27 protein-coding genes are annotated in these 14,582 nt (G+C 62.3%); 23 read left to right on the top strand and 4 right to left on the bottom strand.

Annotated features, from left to right (window positions below):
- Nucleotides 1-2 precede the first annotated feature (2 nt).
- Nucleotides 3-467 (bottom strand): hypothetical protein, encoded by a 465-nt coding sequence (locus tag C7C57_RS00525; RefSeq protein ID WP_187977191.1) that lies wholly within the window; start codon nt 465-467, stop codon nt 3-5.
- 167 nt (nt 468-634) lie between these two features.
- On the opposite strand from C7C57_RS00525, the gene C7C57_RS00520 reads away from it, so the two are divergent.
- The 6 genes from C7C57_RS00520 to C7C57_RS00495 all read left to right on the top strand — a co-directional run bounded on the left by C7C57_RS00520 (nt 635) and on the right by C7C57_RS00495 (nt 3,255).
- Nucleotides 635-874 carry a helix-turn-helix domain-containing protein gene (locus tag C7C57_RS00520; RefSeq protein ID WP_030149753.1) on the top strand — a complete coding sequence of 80 codons (240 nt, stop codon included), beginning with the start codon at nt 635-637 and terminating at the stop codon, nt 872-874.
- On the top strand, nt 871-1,080 hold the full coding sequence (locus tag C7C57_RS15940; RefSeq protein ID WP_370581422.1) for a helix-turn-helix domain-containing protein: 210 nt from the start codon (nt 871-873) through the stop codon (nt 1,078-1,080). Before C7C57_RS00520 ends, C7C57_RS15940 begins: the two co-directional genes overlap by 4 nt.
- A 448-nt stretch (nt 1,081-1,528) precedes the next feature.
- On the top strand, nt 1,529-1,753 hold the full coding sequence (locus C7C57_RS00510) for a hypothetical protein (RefSeq protein ID WP_187977189.1): 225 nt from the start codon (nt 1,529-1,531) through the stop codon (nt 1,751-1,753).
- A gap of 99 nt (nt 1,754-1,852) precedes the next feature.
- Nucleotides 1,853-2,560 carry a hypothetical protein gene (locus C7C57_RS00505; protein ID WP_187977188.1) on the top strand — a complete coding sequence of 236 codons (708 nt, stop codon included), beginning with the start codon at nt 1,853-1,855 and terminating at the stop codon, nt 2,558-2,560.
- Nucleotides 2,557-2,715 carry a hypothetical protein gene (locus C7C57_RS00500; RefSeq protein WP_187977187.1) on the top strand — a complete coding sequence of 53 codons (159 nt, stop codon included), beginning with the start codon at nt 2,557-2,559 and terminating at the stop codon, nt 2,713-2,715. Before C7C57_RS00505 ends, C7C57_RS00500 begins: the two co-directional genes overlap by 4 nt.
- Nucleotides 2,716-2,856: 141 nt before the next feature.
- Nucleotides 2,857-3,255, top strand: a complete 399-nt coding sequence (locus tag C7C57_RS00495) for a hypothetical protein (protein WP_187977186.1) — start codon at nt 2,857-2,859, stop codon at nt 3,253-3,255.
- A 489-nt stretch (nt 3,256-3,744) separates the two neighbouring features.
- On the opposite strand, the gene C7C57_RS00490 is transcribed toward C7C57_RS00495, so the two are convergent.
- Nucleotides 3,745-3,993 (bottom strand): hypothetical protein, encoded by a 249-nt coding sequence (locus C7C57_RS00490; protein WP_187977185.1) that lies wholly within the window; start codon nt 3,991-3,993, stop codon nt 3,745-3,747.
- On the opposite strand from C7C57_RS00490, the gene C7C57_RS00485 reads away from it, so the two are divergent.
- The 7 genes from C7C57_RS00485 to C7C57_RS00455 all read left to right on the top strand — a co-directional run bounded on the left by C7C57_RS00485 (nt 3,977) and on the right by C7C57_RS00455 (nt 7,063).
- Nucleotides 3,977-4,609 carry a hypothetical protein gene (locus C7C57_RS00485; protein WP_187977184.1) on the top strand — a complete coding sequence of 211 codons (633 nt, stop codon included), beginning with the start codon at nt 3,977-3,979 and terminating at the stop codon, nt 4,607-4,609. The genes C7C57_RS00490 and C7C57_RS00485 overlap by 17 nt on opposite strands.
- A gap of 287 nt (nt 4,610-4,896) precedes the next feature.
- Nucleotides 4,897-5,151: a hypothetical protein gene (locus tag C7C57_RS00480; protein ID WP_187977183.1), complete on the top strand. Its 255-nt coding sequence runs from the start codon at nt 4,897-4,899 to the stop codon at nt 5,149-5,151.
- Between the two features lie 5 nt (nt 5,152-5,156).
- Entirely contained in the window at nt 5,157-5,348 is a 192-nt protein-coding gene (locus C7C57_RS00475) for a hypothetical protein (RefSeq protein ID WP_187977182.1), read from the top strand.
- On the top strand, nt 5,348-5,836 hold the full coding sequence (locus tag C7C57_RS00470; protein WP_187977181.1) for a single-stranded DNA-binding protein: 489 nt from the start codon (nt 5,348-5,350) through the stop codon (nt 5,834-5,836). Before C7C57_RS00475 ends, C7C57_RS00470 begins: the two co-directional genes overlap by 1 nt.
- Before the next feature lie 192 nt (nt 5,837-6,028).
- Nucleotides 6,029-6,397, top strand: coding sequence for a hypothetical protein (locus C7C57_RS00465; RefSeq protein WP_187977180.1), 369 nt, complete (start codon nt 6,029-6,031; stop codon nt 6,395-6,397).
- Nucleotides 6,394-6,534, top strand: coding sequence for a hypothetical protein (locus C7C57_RS00460; RefSeq protein ID WP_187977179.1), 141 nt, complete (start codon nt 6,394-6,396; stop codon nt 6,532-6,534). Before C7C57_RS00465 ends, C7C57_RS00460 begins: the two co-directional genes overlap by 4 nt.
- 313 nt (nt 6,535-6,847) lie before the next feature.
- On the top strand, nt 6,848-7,063 hold the full coding sequence (locus C7C57_RS00455) for a hypothetical protein (RefSeq protein WP_187977178.1): 216 nt from the start codon (nt 6,848-6,850) through the stop codon (nt 7,061-7,063).
- Between the two features lie 52 nt (nt 7,064-7,115).
- On the opposite strand, the gene C7C57_RS00450 is transcribed toward C7C57_RS00455, so the two are convergent.
- Together C7C57_RS00450 and C7C57_RS00445 are read right to left on the bottom strand one after the other, a co-directional pair.
- Entirely contained in the window at nt 7,116-7,262 is a 147-nt protein-coding gene (locus C7C57_RS00450) for a hypothetical protein (protein WP_187977177.1), read from the bottom strand.
- Nucleotides 7,263-7,452: 190 nt separating this feature from the next.
- Nucleotides 7,453-7,641: a hypothetical protein gene (locus tag C7C57_RS00445; RefSeq protein ID WP_187977176.1), complete on the bottom strand. Its 189-nt coding sequence runs from the start codon at nt 7,639-7,641 to the stop codon at nt 7,453-7,455.
- A gap of 299 nt (nt 7,642-7,940) precedes the next feature.
- Between C7C57_RS00445 and C7C57_RS00440 the strand changes: the two genes are divergently transcribed.
- The 10 genes from C7C57_RS00440 to C7C57_RS00400 all read left to right on the top strand — a co-directional run bounded on the left by C7C57_RS00440 (nt 7,941) and on the right by C7C57_RS00400 (nt 14,570).
- Nucleotides 7,941-8,429 (top strand): hypothetical protein, encoded by a 489-nt coding sequence (locus tag C7C57_RS00440; RefSeq protein ID WP_187977175.1) that lies wholly within the window; start codon nt 7,941-7,943, stop codon nt 8,427-8,429.
- Nucleotides 8,422-8,991 (top strand): hypothetical protein, encoded by a 570-nt coding sequence (locus tag C7C57_RS00435; RefSeq protein WP_187977174.1) that lies wholly within the window; start codon nt 8,422-8,424, stop codon nt 8,989-8,991. The genes C7C57_RS00440 and C7C57_RS00435 overlap by 8 nt, the downstream gene beginning before the upstream one ends.
- On the top strand, nt 8,988-9,326 hold the full coding sequence (locus tag C7C57_RS00430; protein ID WP_187977173.1) for a hypothetical protein: 339 nt from the start codon (nt 8,988-8,990) through the stop codon (nt 9,324-9,326). Before C7C57_RS00435 ends, C7C57_RS00430 begins: the two co-directional genes overlap by 4 nt.
- Nucleotides 9,327-9,596: 270 nt before the next feature.
- Nucleotides 9,597-10,043 (top strand): hypothetical protein, encoded by a 447-nt coding sequence (locus C7C57_RS00425; RefSeq protein WP_187977172.1) that lies wholly within the window; start codon nt 9,597-9,599, stop codon nt 10,041-10,043.
- Between the two features lie 621 nt (nt 10,044-10,664).
- Nucleotides 10,665-10,868, top strand: a complete 204-nt coding sequence (locus C7C57_RS15935; RefSeq protein ID WP_156027438.1) for a helix-turn-helix domain-containing protein — start codon at nt 10,665-10,667, stop codon at nt 10,866-10,868.
- Between the two features lie 607 nt (nt 10,869-11,475).
- Complete coding sequence (locus C7C57_RS00420) at nt 11,476-11,805, top strand: hypothetical protein (protein ID WP_030147693.1); 330 nt, start codon at nt 11,476-11,478, stop codon at nt 11,803-11,805.
- 2 nt (nt 11,806-11,807) lie between these two features.
- Nucleotides 11,808-12,200, top strand: a complete 393-nt coding sequence (locus C7C57_RS00415; protein WP_187977171.1) for a hypothetical protein — start codon at nt 11,808-11,810, stop codon at nt 12,198-12,200.
- Nucleotides 12,197-12,358: a hypothetical protein gene (locus C7C57_RS00410; protein ID WP_187977170.1), complete on the top strand. Its 162-nt coding sequence runs from the start codon at nt 12,197-12,199 to the stop codon at nt 12,356-12,358. The genes C7C57_RS00415 and C7C57_RS00410 overlap by 4 nt, the downstream gene beginning before the upstream one ends.
- Nucleotides 12,359-12,757: 399 nt before the next feature.
- Nucleotides 12,758-13,045: a hypothetical protein gene (locus C7C57_RS00405; protein ID WP_187977169.1), complete on the top strand. Its 288-nt coding sequence runs from the start codon at nt 12,758-12,760 to the stop codon at nt 13,043-13,045.
- A complete protein-coding gene (locus tag C7C57_RS00400; protein ID WP_187977168.1) occupies nt 12,990-14,570 on the top strand; it encodes a hypothetical protein in 1,581 nt (526 codons plus the stop codon). The genes C7C57_RS00405 and C7C57_RS00400 overlap by 56 nt, the downstream gene beginning before the upstream one ends.
- Nucleotides 14,571-14,582 lie beyond the last annotated feature (12 nt).

Raw genomic sequence — 14,582 nt, 5'->3', positions numbered from 1 at the left:
GTCTATCCATTCGGGAATTCAGGCTGCCCCCCGTCGTCGTCCGTGGCGGCGTAGGGTAGGTCGTCGATCTCCACCGTCTTGAGATCGTGTTGATCAGAACTCTGACGGAAGGGTACGACATTCGCGTGCTCGTCAAGCTCGACGGGCTCGGTCAGTTGACCGGTGGCGGTGCCGCTTTCAACGCGCGAGACCATTTCTTTTGCGAGCTCGAGGTCCGAGGCAGCCTTGAGTGCCAGGGCGACACTTGCGGCATCAGCTTCGGCCTGGGTGATCAGCCCCACGAAGACCAGCGCAGGGACAACCGGAGCACTATAGGCCCTCGCAATCTCGACAACCGTCTCAGGGCGCAGAGCACTGTTTAGCTGTCGAGTAAGCGTACTGGGGTCAATGCCAGCGCGCAGGGCGATAGCGCGAGCACTTCGCTCGCCGGTCATGGCGGTGAGATAGTGAAGCAATGTTTCGTCCATGCATTCATTATGGTGCAATTTTGCATCAAAATCAATAACAATCCCTTGAGATGCCGCTGATGCCGCATGCAATGATGCAGACGTGCATCAAAACGAGTTGATAAACAATTCGATCCCGTGCATACTTGCATCATTACGGTGAACGAATGCACCAAGAAGGGATAGTAATGACGCACAAGCTCCTTATCCGCCCAGGTCTCCTCGCCCGGCTCCGGGAGACTCGAAACATCCCCAGCGAAGACGTCCAGGCTCGCATGATCGGTGTAGATCGCAGCACCCTTGGTCGTGTGGAACGCGGCAGCCAGCCGTCCGCCGCATTCATCGTCGGAGTATGCGTGGCATTCAACCTAGGCCCCGGCGAAGCGTTTGAAATCGTAGACGACTCCGCCGCGCTCGCCGCAGCATGACAATGTCCACCGAAGCCCCACACCCGATTGAGCCTAGGTATCTGGACACTGCAGATGCAGCTTGGTACCTAGGTCTGGCTAAGCACACCCTGGAATGCTGGCGATCAGCTGGCATCGGACCTGCGTACAGCCGTCTCGGACGTCTCATTAGATACACCAAAGATGACCTGAAAGCATGGGCTGATCGCGACCGCGTAGCCTCGTAGCCTTCACTGCCGCCTCTGCGTGCGGCCATAGCCTGACCGACTGAATCGGTCGTTGAAAGCCACCCCTGAAGAGGGGGTATTTGTCGCGCCTAAAAGCGCGTTCGCCTTCCAAAACTGCCCGGGGTACGGGCGGTGGTCGGAGACGCTATCGTACCTGAGTTTCAGATAATTCCACAGAGTCCCATACCCCCAGGCCGAAGAGGCGCGGGGATGCCTGGCTGATTTGCGTTGGACGCTACGCCGGATGAAAAGGCCGTACCGGTCGCACCGAAGTGATGCGACGACTTGGCGGCCGCTGTGTCCCCGGAGATCCCGGGTTGGCATGGCGCTGCAGGATACCGGTTCGGCGGGCGTGCCCGTCCCAGAGATTCGAGGCTCTGGCTGCTGCTGCGCGCTCGCGCTATTTGATCTTGTGTCCCGGCGCTCCGGGCATTTGAAGGAGGAACACATGCGTAAACGCCGATATTGGGCCGCCGTCCTGGCGAGGGTGCTGGTCGTGCTGCTGATCGTGAACGTGATCTACAAGCTGGCCGGAGCAAACCCTCAGCCCTGGGGTGTCGTGCTCTGGCCGCTCTGGGCCATGGCCCTCGCGCTCGCCGGGTATATGGCCGCCCGGCTGCTGAGTGGCAAGCGGGCAGTGCCTTTTCGCCGAGGCCGCGCGGAGCGCCCGTGAACCGGGCGGTTGAGTGGCTGTTCACAGCAGGATAAACGATCCAACAAATGAAGAACGCCCCGCGGGAACGGGGCGCTCGATACCTGAAAGGACAGGTTGATGATTCAGAAAAAGGATAGCATCGTCCGTTTCACGATCGAAGCTGGTGCTGCCCGGTGGGCGGCGGCCGCGATGGTGGCGGCGATTGAGAGCAGTGAGGCGGCCCCGGTGATGCGGGGCTCGCTTTGGCGGTTGCAGGGAGGGCAGCTGGTGATGGTCGCGGCGGATGCGTTCGCAGTTCACCGGGTGCGAGTGCCGGTTACCGTCACGACGCCGCACCTTGCGGCGATCCCGGGGCCGGAGTTTGTGGTGCCGCGGGAGGCGGTGCTGTGGCTGTTGCAGAATGCCAACTATTTCAGGAGGACTGTGCACAAGCACATCGTGGGTCGCTCTGATGTGGAGGTCGCGTTCATCCCGGGTGTGGATTTGGTTCCGGGCACGCTGCAGTTGGCGGTGACGCCCTCGGATGTGTCTCGCGGACGGGTGCTGCTTGAGACGAATTTGGTTCGGGGTGAGTATCCGCCGGTGGAGGTCGATTTGGATGATGCGGCGCGCGGCCGGTCGGCACCGGTTCAGCAGGTTGCTGCGCGGCGTATGGCTGCGGCGGGCAAGCTGGCTCGTCGCCCGCGGGACACGTTCCTGATTGACGGACGCAAGGTTGGTGCGGCCCGCAAGGTGTATATCCGAGTGGGCGATGCGGCATCCCCGTATGCGGAGGCGCTGTTGATGCAGTCTCCGTGGCCCGAGGCGAGCGAGGTGGCGGCGTGAGCCCGGCACCGCGTCGCGCCCGTGACGTTGAGCATCCGCGTGAGCCGCTGATCCCGAAAAAGGAACGCGGCGGCGTGTATGTCGGGTTTGCCGTGTTCGCGGTTGTGTATGTCGGGTTCTTGGCGCTGATCCTCGTGTTGGGGATGCACCGGTGAGGGTCTGGATTGTCGCATGTTATGCGGCTGGGTTCCTCGCGTTTTTTATTCAGCAGGCCACGGGTGGCTTGACGATCTTGTTTATTTTTGCGGGCATCGCGTTGTCGTGGTGTCTGCACTTGACCGAGAGGTTTCCTGGTAATGACCCAGAGTATCCAGCTGAGCATCCCTGACCGGTTTCTCGCGGCCGCGGTTCTGACCGAATCGTTTCCGGTGTTCGCCGATATCAATGTGGACCCGTATCGGATCCGCTTGCACGTGGGCGTGTGTACGGTCGATGGGAACGTGTGGGGCGAAGAAACGCTGCAGCGGCACCTCGCTGGTGTGATCGCTCTCGGGGACCGATGGCGCACTCAGCCAGCGGTCATGTCCCGCGAGATCGACATCATCGCGACCGGCCCGACCGGCCGAATCCACCTGACACTCGATGAGCGTTGGTGGTCGATATTCAGCACCGCCTACCACGAGGTGCTGGAAACCCGGCAGATCAGCGCCGAGCTCAAGCGGTTCTATGCCGCAGAGATCCCCGACCTCCGGTGATCGGACCCAAAACGCCCAAACCCACCGCCGCCGACGACCGCCGCGCCTACGCCATCACGATCAAACGCGACACCAAATGCGTCCGCTGCGGCCGCCGCGGCATCACCATCGACCACCGCCAAAACCGGCAAACCGGAAACACCGTCCCCAGCAACCTCCAAGGACTCTGCGGCACCGGCACAACCGGCTGCCACGGATGGAAAACCGTCAACCCCACACTCGCGCTCGCCGAGGGGTATGCGGTGAAGCGCTGGTCTGATCCTGCCCAGTGGCCGGGCCGCCGTCTGATCGGGGGCCAGCACACGTGGGTGCTGTACGACGACACCGGGGATTTCCGGGTCCTAACCGCGGCTGAGGCCGTACGAAAAATGGAAGGAGACATCCGCGATGACGACGATCCCGACTCACGCGATGCTGTATGCGGTGTACTGGCCGCGCCGCCGAGTACTCAAGGTGGGCCGGGCGTGGAAGATGTCCCGACTGCGCATGCTACAGCGCACTGGCGGCGAGGTGCTGGTGCTGATGCGTGGCCGCGCTGGTGGCGACGAGCGTTCGGCCCTGGCCGAGCTGCGCGCCGAGTTCGAGCGCGCTTTTCTGACGGCCGAGGAAAGCCTCGGCGTGCTCCCGCATGGGCGGGGCTTTACCGAATGTTTCCGCGTGACGGCTGCTCAGGTGCGCCGCGCGCTCGACCTGATTTTTAGAGGGATTGCACGAAATGGCCATGAACAGACAGCGCACGATCAAACCGGACCTGTTCCGGAACGAGGATCTGGCGGGCCTGTCTCCGGCGGTGAGGCTGACGGCGATCGGGCTGCAGCTGTGCGTGGACGATCACGGCCGCGCGTCGGCGACAGCGGCGCTGCTGAAGGCGGATCTGTGGGCACTGGATCGCGAGGTGACCGAGGACGTGGTGGACGAGCACCTGCTGCAGCTGGCCGAGATCGGGTATCTCGTCCTGTACGCGGTCGGGAAGCGCACCTATCTGGTGTTGACGGACCGGGCACGGGTGGACCGGCCCACAGCCTCGAAGATCCCGGAACCGCCCGCGCAGGATCCCCTCGCGAGCGGCTCCGGAGCGACTCGCGAGCCGCTCGCGGTAGAGGAGGAAGAGAGAGGGAGAGAGTGGGAGCGAGAGTGGGAGAACGAGAGCCGGAGTGGGAGAGCATCCGAGGAGGACCACTCCGGAGCCGCTCGCGAATCTCTGGGACCATCAATGTTCTGTCCCGATCACGAAGAAACTCTCGGCACTCTGCAACCTTGTGGTCCTTGCGGTACAGCACGTCAGCGTCACAAGATCTGGACTCAACGCCAGATCCAGAAAGCGGCCGGGCCCCGGTTCGAGGACGAGGGCTAGATCATGGATGAACGATTCACGTATCTGCTCACCCGTGACGGTAAAGCGCTCAAGGATATCCGGGTGACGGTCTGGGCTCCGGCTGGTGTTACTCCTGCCGCATCCTTGCCGTTCACGTTTGAGGCGGCCCCAGCCGAGGCCGTGCTGGTGGATCCGCGATCTCTGACGTGCGGGTCTGCCCCCGGGGTGAATGGCCAGTGCGACAGCGCTGAGTGTCATCGCCGCGAGCTCGGAGCCTGCCAGTGTGGCCGTCATCCACAAGGCGTGAGGCTCACGCGAGGCACAGCATGACCGGGCCGGTGGTGGGGCCTTGGCCGCACGCGGGGCCGTGGATGGAGTCGCCGGCTGATCAAGAGCTGGAACTGTTTCTGCAGTCCCGGGACCCTGCCGCGGTGGATGCCGAGAGGTTTATCAATTTCAAGGGCGAAGAGAAACGCATTCTCGACGCGAAAACTAGGGCCGGCCGGGCTGATCCGGTCGGCTTTCTTTTTACTCAAAATCAGATTGATGCTGCCCGGGTGGCAGCAGAGAGGGGCCTGTAATGGCTATGACTGCAAAGAAGGCCCGGGAGCTTGCCGAGGTCACTATTCGTCGGAGGGTGGTGGCGCTTAGCCGGTTTGATGCGCTCGATGTTGCGTTGGAGGCGGTTCCTTATGCGAGCAGTGAGGAAGTCGATGCGGTGGAGGCTCTGGTGGCTTCGGCCCAGGTGAAGATCGCATGGCCGGAGGTGGGCGAGTAATGGCTGGGGAGACGATTATCACGGTGGTGGGTAACCTCACTTCGGATCCGGAGTTGCGCTACACGCAGTCGGGTCTGGCGGTGGCGAACTTCACGATCGCTTCTACGCCGCGGAACTTTGACCGGCAGTCGAACGAGTGGAAGGACGGTGAGGGGCTGTTCTTGCGGGCGTCGGTGTGGCGTGAGTTCGCTGAGCATGTGGCGGGGTCGCTGCACAAGGGGGCGAGAGTGATCGCGACTGGCCGGCTCAAGCAGCGTTCGTACGAGGACAAGGACGGGGCGAAGCGCACCGCGATTGAGCTTGAGGTGGACGAGATAGGTCCGTCGCTGCGGTACGCGACCGCTCAGGTGTCTCGGGTGTCGGCTGGCCAGGGTGGTGCCGGGTCTCGACCGGCGGCGGATGAACCGTGGGCATCGGCTTCTCCGTCGTTCAATGGGCAGCCGCAGGATGGTTCGTATCTTCCTGGTGATGATGGGCAGCCGTTCTGATGGGGTCGAATTCCACGAATCGTAGTGTGCGTGTGACTTCTGGCCCGTATTCACCGGTGACGCAGCCTCGGGATGTTCCGGGGCCGCGGGGTTGTGGCCGGTGCCGGACGCCGTATGGGGTGTCGTCGGTGCCGTGCCCGAACTGTGCCCCGCCTGTGCTGCAGCGTCGCCTGGCCGAGCTGAGGGAGGCGAATGGTGACACCCCCACTGCTGTATGACCGGCTACTCGCCGCCGCCCAGCATCTATACGAGGTGGACGGCTCCCGCTGGGCCGACGCAAAGGACCGCGAACGCGCAACCTACGTGGACCTTGCCCGGCAAATCCACGGCATCCTCACCCCGACCGAAACAGCCCAGGCCGCGCTCGCCGCAGCCGCACCCAGCGAATACGAATCCGAACTGTTCGCGGTGGCCGCCGAGGACCTGCTCGCATCCGCAGTACGCGCCGGCATCCACGCCACCATCGTCATCAACGGAATCCGCGACCTCCGAAAAACAATCCTCAACCCGGCACCGGCCGCGCTCGCCGTGGTTGGCCCAGCTGAATTGGAGACTTCATGACCGAGAAGATCGACCCGAAGTATATGTCGGCGCAGGAGCTAGATGAGCACCTGGACGGGCTCTCCGCGCGAGGTCTGGACGATTCCGCCGAGTTCCATGCAGCTTATGCCGAGTGGGAAAGGCGGGAGGAACCGTGACCGGTCACGAGATCCCGGAAGACGTGATCGAGGCGGCCGCGCGCGCGTGGTACGCGAGTGGCCCGCAGTCCGCGGGGGCTTGGGTAGATGTTCCTGCCTGGCTGAAGGACACGTATCGCTCGCATGCGCAGCCGCCGGTGCGGATCGCGTGGGCTGCTGCTCGGGAGCAGGCGTTAGCTGAGGCAGAGGAGGCCGCTCATCAAGTGCAGCACCGGTGGTCGCAGCCTCCGATGTGCCCGGACACGTATGATGCGGGCGCACTTGCGACCAAGCAGGCGGTCGCCGCTCTCCGCCGCAAGGAAGGGGGCGAGTGATGTCGTCTGCACGATATTTGGTGACCCAGGAGCGGTACGAGACTTGGGTGCGCGGTGGTGACCCGAAGGAACTGGCCGCGGCTATCGAGCTTGAATCCGCGAAGGCTGAGGCGTGGGGTGATCGTCCGGTGACGTGGCGGGTCGAGGGTGATGCGGTCGTGGTCGGCTGGGATGGTTCGTCTGGGATGGCAGGGGTGAGCGATGCCGGAGACTGAATGGACGGACGTACCGGATTTGCGCCTGCCGCTTTCAATGTTCACGGTATGGCTAGCCAGGGGCGAGCGCGGTATCTCGTCGGAAGCGATCGTAAGCCAGTTGACTGGCGAGCACATCGGGAGGTTCGCCGTTGGGCATGATGATCACCCGTATGACCCGAGCGGCCTCCGGCGATGCATGCAGCTTCTCGATCAGCACCCACTCGCCCAGAAGATGTTCCCGGGCGTGATGGCGAATCGGTCGCCTGAGTGGGCTGCGCTTGATGCCGTGTGGGAAGAGCTGACTGGGCTGCTTAGAGAAGAAATGCGAGCAGGCACAGGATCGGCACCACGAACATACGCTCGGATGAAGGAGGTGCTGGCGCGCACGAAACTCTAGAGGTTTGTTTCTACGTCCAGCCGATCATCCCTTTAGTGCTCTTCAGGGAATCTTCCAGGTGGTAACTGATGTCGCCGTTGGTATGCACGACCCCTACGATCCATCTCTCGTCAGGGGCTTCCCGGTATTCAAGGACTCGTCCGGCGCTCCCCGTCGATGGCCTTACACCGTCGCCAATAGAGAATTTCTGTTCGCTCATGCCGAGCACTCTATCCTGGCGGGCAACTTTTAATCCATGGGCCCTGCATAGCCAGGGCTCTTTTCGCATCCGAAAGGAACAAAATGGCAGGTCAAACTGCACAAAAATACCGCACCCCAGTCCGAGGGGGTTCCCAGTGAGTAGCGCGCGCCCGTGGCTCGTGAAGATCAAACGTGCCGGGCGCGAGTCGATTTTGAGTTCATGGGCATCACGTCGCGGGGCCGAGGCGGCTGCTGAGTCGCTCAACCACTCATATCAGACCGATGAGTACTACGTCGAAGAATGGAAGGAGGCACCTGGTGTCTGATGTTGAGAAGTTGTTGAGCGAGGCGGCGGCGCATGTGGAGGCTGTGGCGTCTACGGCCGCGCCGGCTATGGCAGAGCGGATCCGGCGTGGAGAGTCCGAGGATGTGCGTTTGCGGCTGGTGGCTCAGCTACAGCTCGTGCTGTCGTCGCTGGTGGCTTTGGAGGCTGAGCGTGCGGTGCCAGCTGATTGGGAGGAGTTCGCGGATGCGGATGCTGACGCGGCCGCTGACGGTTTGACCGACGGTGCGTTTACTTCGCCGTATGTGGTGCATCTGGCGGGTCCGGATGAGGTGTATCCGGCGAGGTCGTGGCGGGAGGCTGTGTCGGTTGCTCAGTCGTTCAATCAGGACATCGCGGCGTACACGCGTCGCTCGGAGAATGATGGGTTGGTGCGGTCGTGGGCTACTCCGTATTTGGTGGAGGACGCGGTGCGTGCTGGCGTGATCTATTCCTCGCAGGTGGCGGGGGTGTCTCGTGGCTGATGTGCAGAAGCTAATCGCCGAAGCGCGGGCGTTCCCGGACTCGGCGGAAGATGAGCCGCCCACCGTGGGCGAGGTGCTGATTTCTCGCTTGGCCGATGCTCTTGAGGCTGCTACCTCACTGGTGGGTGAAAAGCAGAATAGAGCAAATCCTGATTTGGATTTGGTTTTGCCCTCCCCGGTAGAGCCGGCACCCGTCGCGGGCGTCCAGGACGACTGGGACGCGCTGCGTGCAGAAGCCGAGCGACGCATCCCGCCGAACCTGATGCATTTTCCCAATGGCGAGACCCTAGACCTACAGGGGCACGTGCGCGCCGAGTTCATCGCGGGCGCGATCTGGGCGGGCTCTCGCCCTGTAGGTAGGAAGACGGAGTACCGAGCGCACCTCGGCCCCGTGGTGGGAGAAGCGAGGGTTTCCCCCAAGCACGCCATAATGGCATGCCAGGAAGCGTTGGATGCCTACCCGTGGGTTTTTGAGGGAGACGACCAGGCTCCAACGGTTTACTCGCGACAGGTGACCCTCTGGACCCCGGTGTCTCCCGAGCAGGACGGGGGCAAGGCATGAGCCGGTTGCCGGGCGAGTTTGACGGAATCTTCGTCGTGCACGGGCAGCAAAAGCCCATGAGCCCTCCGCCGACCCCGCTTGCGTCGGTGAAGTTCGTGCGTGAGGTCAAGGATGCGCTGGGGCTCGATGATGACGCGGCACCGGCAGCGGCTGACTGGGTTGTGGGGAAGCTGCATCGGTTTTTAGCCATTGACGCTCAGCCTGTGTTCGATATGGAAGGGCAGGGACCGTTGTGCTCGGCTTGTTTCATGATCTGGCCGCTGTGTGGGCATCACGTGTTATCTGAATGGTCGCCGGACGCTGACGAGGAAGACGAGGCGGGTTCTGATGGATGACCGTATCAAGGTGAAGCGGTGGCCGGGTCGTGTCACGCGAGTGGAGGTTCGCACTGATGATCTGGATGACATTGGTGAGGAGACGTTCACGCGGAGTCTGGCGGAGGCGGGTTTGGAGTCGCATATGCGGGTTGGCCTGCCGAGGGTATCGAAGTCGGCACCGTATGTGGTGACGACTCTTTTTGACGAGGGGCGTACCGATCAGGGTGTGCCCGGACAGGAGGTAATGCTGTGAGTTCTAAACCACGTACGCGGGAGTATTTCCCGAAGATGAAACAGCGCGGCCGGTACCGCGCATATCGAGCCCCGAGAACGAACTTGTTCCCGGGGCTCGAACAGTTCCAGCTGGTGATGGTGCAGGAACAGCATGCTGCCCGGGCGGCGATCGCCGCCCTGGCCGCGTTCCGGCGCGGTATCGAACGCAACCAGCTGCAGCACGAGCGTGCACGAATCTACGCGCGTGCAACTGCACAAGCGACTTCGCTCCCGTCACCTGAGCCGCAGATGCCCTACGCCGGTTCCGTCCGTGGCGCGGTGCCCAACCTGGTCTTGATTGACGAAATCCATCTACTGCGTGATGACGCTGAGAAGGGTAGCGACGTGTTCCCGCTATCCCTTACCGACCCGAAAGATGCCGAACCAGCTGCGGCGCTCGCCGAGGTTACTGAACCGCGTGTGTCTTGGTGGCGACGAGTGTTTGGCGGTGACCGGCGGTGACAGGGGTCGCGTGTGTGGCTGATTCGATTGCAGGGTTTGGTGGGTGCCGTGTTCGTGGCGCGCATCTTGCGTCGTGTGATGGTTGGGAGATCGCGCTTACGCCATCTGGTGAAGTGTACTCAGGGAAGGAGTGCAGGGGGTGCGTGCCCCGGGAAGCGGTGACGGGGTGGGTGTGTGCTTCATGCTTGGCGCAGGTGCGTCAGGCGATTCATGAGTCGGCGGAGTACATGACCACGTGGGCGGGGCATGACCGTCTCATACAGTCAGACAGCGCCGGCGGCGGCTCAGGTGAGAGTCAGGTGCCGTTGTCACCGGTTGCGTTGCTGTTGGATGAGCTGAACCGGCTGCTGGCATCGTTTCGGGGCAACACCGAGGTGTGGGTGTCCACTGAGGCGAGCGCACGCGCAGCGGTGATATTCGCACGGGCATTCAACGCGGGGAAACGAGCTCACCCAATCCGGGATGAACCGCGCCGGGTACTTCTGGCTCGGTGCCCGGAGTGTGCCATGAAAGCGCTGATGTGGATCCCGCCTGCCACGGTGCGAGGTCAGGCGAGCATAGTTTGTAAGAACCCAGCCTGCGGGCATCGGATTGACGAAGACCAATTTGAGGAGGTGTCAAATGGGTGAGAAATGGATCACAGTGGCGGAGGCGGCCACGCTTGCAGGGCGATCGCCGCATCGCATCTACTGCTGGATTCGTGATGGTGACCTCGCCGAGCGGAACGATGGAGACGGCGTGAAACTGGTGAAAGCTACGGAAGTCTTGCGAGTAGAAGCTGCGAAAAAGCGCGGGCGAAAACCTGGTGTCGCGGTAATTCGTTAAAGTCGTTAAAGTATTTCATGAGGGTGGAGTACTCCGCCTAACCCGCTCCACTTCGGTGGGGCGTTCGTGTTTAGCGGGAAGGGCATCGACTTCGGTCGGTGCCCTTCTCTGGTTTAACCAGACGACAGCTGGAGGTGACGCATGGCGATATTTGTTTGCCCAGAATGTCCTGCCGAGTACACCTCGCACATGGCCGCTGAACAATGCGGTGAAGATGACCGCACGCAAGACCGTCGCAATCGTGCCTGGATGAATCGTCACCGTCGCCACAACGCCACAACGCGAGATAGCAATGACGCGGACGCGTGATGGCAAAGGCCACCGAGCCTACCGTCGCAAACAGGCCGCGCTGAAGCGCCGCACCGCAATCGAGAACCTGCCCTGTGGCCACGGCTCACCACACGGGTGGGGATGTGGTGAACCAATCGATACCACGTTGCCTCACACCGACCCGATGTCCTTTACTGCAGACCACCCGCTGGCCGTTGGTAATGGCGGGCACCTTGTCCGCCAAGACCTCGTGCCCATGCACCTACGGTGCAACAGCCGCAAGGGCGATGCTGCGCCGGCCGAGATCTGGGCTGCTAGCTAATCGAAGGAGAACAGCATGAACGTATCCGCTCAGGTAGATGTCGTCGTGGCTGCAGCGGCAACCTCGCCAGCAGCAGCCCACCCGGATCCGGTCGCCGAGCCAGCGCGCCGCGTGATCGTCCTCGCCCCCAACAAGACCGAGGGATACGACGAGGCACGGGCGCTCGGGATTGAACCCGTCGCCGTCGTCACGCCTCGTTCGCCACACGGCGCACGTGGGCTCACGGCAGACAGGATCCTGGAGACCAGCAACCTCACCCCAGAACTTCGCGAGGCGCTCATGCGTGATGTGAGCCCCGCATTAGTCGGCGCTGGCCCTGCCCCTACTAGCATCCAGGAGGTGTGACCATGGCTGAGATCGGGACAGTCTCCGTGCCCGTGCAGATTGCGGTGAATGCAGGTAAGCCCGCATTCCCCATCGCCACGGCAGTTACTGAAATTACGGTGAAGGTTCTGGGTGTGCCAAGCCTACTCGGCGCGCATAGCGTGAGCATGAAGCTCGATCCCGCCGGGCTGCGTCCTGCGGTCGCACGTGCCCTGCGAGAGATGGCTGACGAGATCGAGAACGAAGACACCGTGCCAATCAGCACCGGGATCTGGGCAGACAGCGAACACTCTCTCCATGAGCTGGTGCAGCATCGCGACGGGAAAGAGCCCTGGTGTAAAGGTTGCGGGCTCACCGCGGCGGGGCAACCACCTGCCGCTCGCCACTGCGCAGGTAAGGCCTCACAGGACACATGAAACTAACTGCCTGGCTCATCCGCCACCGTGACGCATCCGCCGAAGCTTGGCTCAACGCCATGGATACCGGACACCACGAAAGCCGCACACATCGCCGCCTGGCCTTCTGGGACGCCCTCTTGGGCGTCTGGACCCGCGACGGCACCCGCCGCGCCTGACCTCGACCCGGCATCGCCAAAAAATCCAGCGATGCCGGGTCACTGCCCACCTCCCGCGCGCTTGTGGCGCTTCTCTCTCCGCGATTTGCGGGGTTCTAACGTCAATTCAGGCTTAACGCTGATTGGGGGTGTGGCATGCCTCGCCCTCCGGCCCCCTGCGGCACGTACTCGGCCTACCGGCGCCACCTTCGCGATGGTGAAGACGTGGATGCTGAGTGCCGAGCGGCGCAAGTGAGTTATGCGGCCGAACAGAAGAAAGCGAGGCACGCGGGTAGCCACCTCGGACCAGTTGCCGGCCAAGATCTGGGGCCACGTGGGGTTGCCTATCGCGACTCGATTCTTGGCACCTCTACCAAAGTCCCTGCAGCCAAGGAGCACCTCGTGATCGAGGGGGCACGGATGGCAGATCGGCTTGAGCAGATGAACGACATTATCTCGGGCAAGGGCGTCATCAAGCTCTTGCACTTCCGGATGAAAGAGCCCATGGATGCTGACGGTCTCGTCACGGTGGAGATGTCCATTGACGGAGTGATGGCCGAGGTGCGCCAGCTACAGGCTGCATTCGAGCGCCTCACCAAGACCCTCCTCACACAGTTCGATGTGGGGGCCGCGGAGAAGGGAGCTGATCCGTTTGACGCTTTCTTCGGGGGAACTAACGTTGTGGGGATCACAACGGCCCCGTCTTGAAAGCAGGCCTAAATCTGCCGGGTCTCACGGCGAGCGTGTTCTCAAATTCTCGGATCTGTGCGGGCTGACTCTCGACGAATGGCAAGCCTACGTTGTAGGTGCGCTCTTCGATGTCGACGCAAACCAGGCTTGGGCGGCAGCGGAATTCGGTCTGCTGGTAAGCCGGCAAAACGGTAAGGGCGAGATCCTGGTCGCCTACGACTTGGCGCACCTGTTCCTGTTCCCGCGAACTGACAACCGCCGCAAGACAATCTTGCACACCGCCCACGAGGTGAAAACTGCGATCGACGGATTCCAGCGTTTGGCCGGGGTTATCGAGTCGGTGCCGAAGCTCATGGCTCGAGTGGACAACATCTACACGGCCAACGGCCAAGAAGGGGTCGTCCTCAAAAAGCGTCCCGGGCAGTTGCAGGGCGATCGCTGCCGGTTCATCGCTCGAACCAAGAAATCAGGTCGAGGATTCGCAGCAGATGTCGTTGTCTATGACGAAGCCCAAGAACTCAGCCTGCAAGCATCGAACGCGCTGCGATACACCCAGTCCCAGATCGACAACCCTCAAGGCCTCTACACCGGTACCGTACCCGAAGACGGTGAAAACGACGCAGAAGTGTGGGAAGGCCTGCGCGATCGCGGACGCCGCGGCGACGGGAAGCGCACAGGCTGGATGGAGTGGAGCCCAGAAGGTTCCGAAGATCCCGACATCGCCGACGCGATCGATCTGAGCGACCATGCTGCGTGGATCGACTCTAACCCTTCAATGGGGTGGCGGATGCCGGTGGCATCAGTGCAGGAGCAATACGAAGGGTCCAAGGATGTTGACCCCGAAGGATTCAAACGTGAGCGTCTGTCGATCTGGCCAAATCGCCGGGCGGCAGTAGCCGCAAAACTTTCCGAGCTGGATCTTGACGCCTGGTCCCATCAAGCCAGTGACGATGCGGCAGTAGCTGGAGATGGCGTCGTGCTGACGCTGGCCCTTGGCCGCGGCGGCGGCTACGGAACCATCGGCGCGGCCGTTCGGGTCGATTCTGACCAAATCGCCGTCGAGCACCTCTGGACCGAAAAAGGCACCCGCTGGATCGCAGAGAAACTCAAAACGTACAAGGCCGAGTACGGTAACGCGCTTGTCGTTCTGGATCCGAAAAACTCGGCCGCTGTCATCGGGTCGCTGGATGCTGCCGGGATCAAGTATCTCGCGATGAATCTCGATGAGATCGCGGCCGCTCACGCAATCTTCATCGAACACGTGAACGCCGGGCTGGTACCTCACCGTCCCCAGGAAGAGGTAGCGAAGTCTTTGCAATTTGCAACCACTCGCAACCTCGGCCGTGCCGGCCAAACCTGGGAACAGTCCGACCCAACTAAGCCCATCACTCAAGCACAGGCCGTCACCTGGGCGCTCTGGGGAGTCCTCAAGTCTGAGGCCACCCCGCGCAAACCCCCACCGCCGCCCCCGCCGAAAGCTGAAGCGATACCCCGCACCGGCACTGGCCAAAACGAACCCAATCTAGCGCTTGCGCGATTCTGACAAGGAGGCCGC

This window comes from Mycetocola sp. JXN-3 (assembly GCF_014522285.1).
GTDB classification, from domain to species: domain Bacteria; phylum Actinomycetota; class Actinomycetes; order Actinomycetales; family Microbacteriaceae; genus Mycetocola; species Mycetocola saprophilus.
Note: the sequence above shows the minus strand (reverse complement) of the source record. Positions and strands in the feature narration are given on the sequence as shown.

What these genes read in the sequence shown, in the direction of transcription:
- C7C57_RS00525 (WP_187977191.1), bottom strand. Translation starts at nt 467, where the DNA reads ATGGACGAAACATTGCTTCACTATCTCACCGCCATGACCGGCGAGCGA.
- C7C57_RS00520 (WP_030149753.1), top strand. Translation starts at nt 635, where the DNA reads ATGACGCACAAGCTCCTTATCCGCCCAGGTCTCCTCGCCCGGCTCCGG.
- C7C57_RS15940 (WP_370581422.1), top strand. Translation starts at nt 871, where the DNA reads ATGACAATGTCCACCGAAGCCCCACACCCGATTGAGCCTAGGTATCTG.
- C7C57_RS00510 (WP_187977189.1), top strand. Translation starts at nt 1,529, where the DNA reads ATGCGTAAACGCCGATATTGGGCCGCCGTCCTGGCGAGGGTGCTGGTC.
- C7C57_RS00505 (WP_187977188.1), top strand. Translation starts at nt 1,853, where the DNA reads ATGATTCAGAAAAAGGATAGCATCGTCCGTTTCACGATCGAAGCTGGT.
- C7C57_RS00495 (WP_187977186.1), top strand. Translation starts at nt 2,857, where the DNA reads ATGACCCAGAGTATCCAGCTGAGCATCCCTGACCGGTTTCTCGCGGCC.
- C7C57_RS00485 (WP_187977184.1), top strand. Translation starts at nt 3,977, where the DNA reads ATGAACAGACAGCGCACGATCAAACCGGACCTGTTCCGGAACGAGGAT.
- C7C57_RS00480 (WP_187977183.1), top strand. Translation starts at nt 4,897, where the DNA reads ATGACCGGGCCGGTGGTGGGGCCTTGGCCGCACGCGGGGCCGTGGATG.
- C7C57_RS00475 (WP_187977182.1), top strand. Translation starts at nt 5,157, where the DNA reads ATGACTGCAAAGAAGGCCCGGGAGCTTGCCGAGGTCACTATTCGTCGG.
- C7C57_RS00470 (WP_187977181.1), top strand. Translation starts at nt 5,348, where the DNA reads ATGGCTGGGGAGACGATTATCACGGTGGTGGGTAACCTCACTTCGGAT.
- C7C57_RS00465 (WP_187977180.1), top strand. Translation starts at nt 6,029, where the DNA reads ATGGTGACACCCCCACTGCTGTATGACCGGCTACTCGCCGCCGCCCAG.
- C7C57_RS00460 (WP_187977179.1), top strand. Translation starts at nt 6,394, where the DNA reads ATGACCGAGAAGATCGACCCGAAGTATATGTCGGCGCAGGAGCTAGAT.
- C7C57_RS00455 (WP_187977178.1), top strand. Translation starts at nt 6,848, where the DNA reads ATGTCGTCTGCACGATATTTGGTGACCCAGGAGCGGTACGAGACTTGG.
- C7C57_RS00445 (WP_187977176.1), bottom strand. Translation starts at nt 7,641, where the DNA reads ATGAGCGAACAGAAATTCTCTATTGGCGACGGTGTAAGGCCATCGACG.
- C7C57_RS00430 (WP_187977173.1), top strand. Translation starts at nt 8,988, where the DNA reads ATGAGCCGGTTGCCGGGCGAGTTTGACGGAATCTTCGTCGTGCACGGG.
- C7C57_RS00425 (WP_187977172.1), top strand. Translation starts at nt 9,597, where the DNA reads ATGAAACAGCGCGGCCGGTACCGCGCATATCGAGCCCCGAGAACGAAC.
- C7C57_RS15935 (WP_156027438.1), top strand. Translation starts at nt 10,665, where the DNA reads ATGGGTGAGAAATGGATCACAGTGGCGGAGGCGGCCACGCTTGCAGGG.
- C7C57_RS00420 (WP_030147693.1), top strand. Translation starts at nt 11,476, where the DNA reads ATGAACGTATCCGCTCAGGTAGATGTCGTCGTGGCTGCAGCGGCAACC.
- C7C57_RS00415 (WP_187977171.1), top strand. Translation starts at nt 11,808, where the DNA reads ATGGCTGAGATCGGGACAGTCTCCGTGCCCGTGCAGATTGCGGTGAAT.
- C7C57_RS00410 (WP_187977170.1), top strand. Translation starts at nt 12,197, where the DNA reads ATGAAACTAACTGCCTGGCTCATCCGCCACCGTGACGCATCCGCCGAA.
- C7C57_RS00405 (WP_187977169.1), top strand. Translation starts at nt 12,758, where the DNA reads ATGGCAGATCGGCTTGAGCAGATGAACGACATTATCTCGGGCAAGGGC.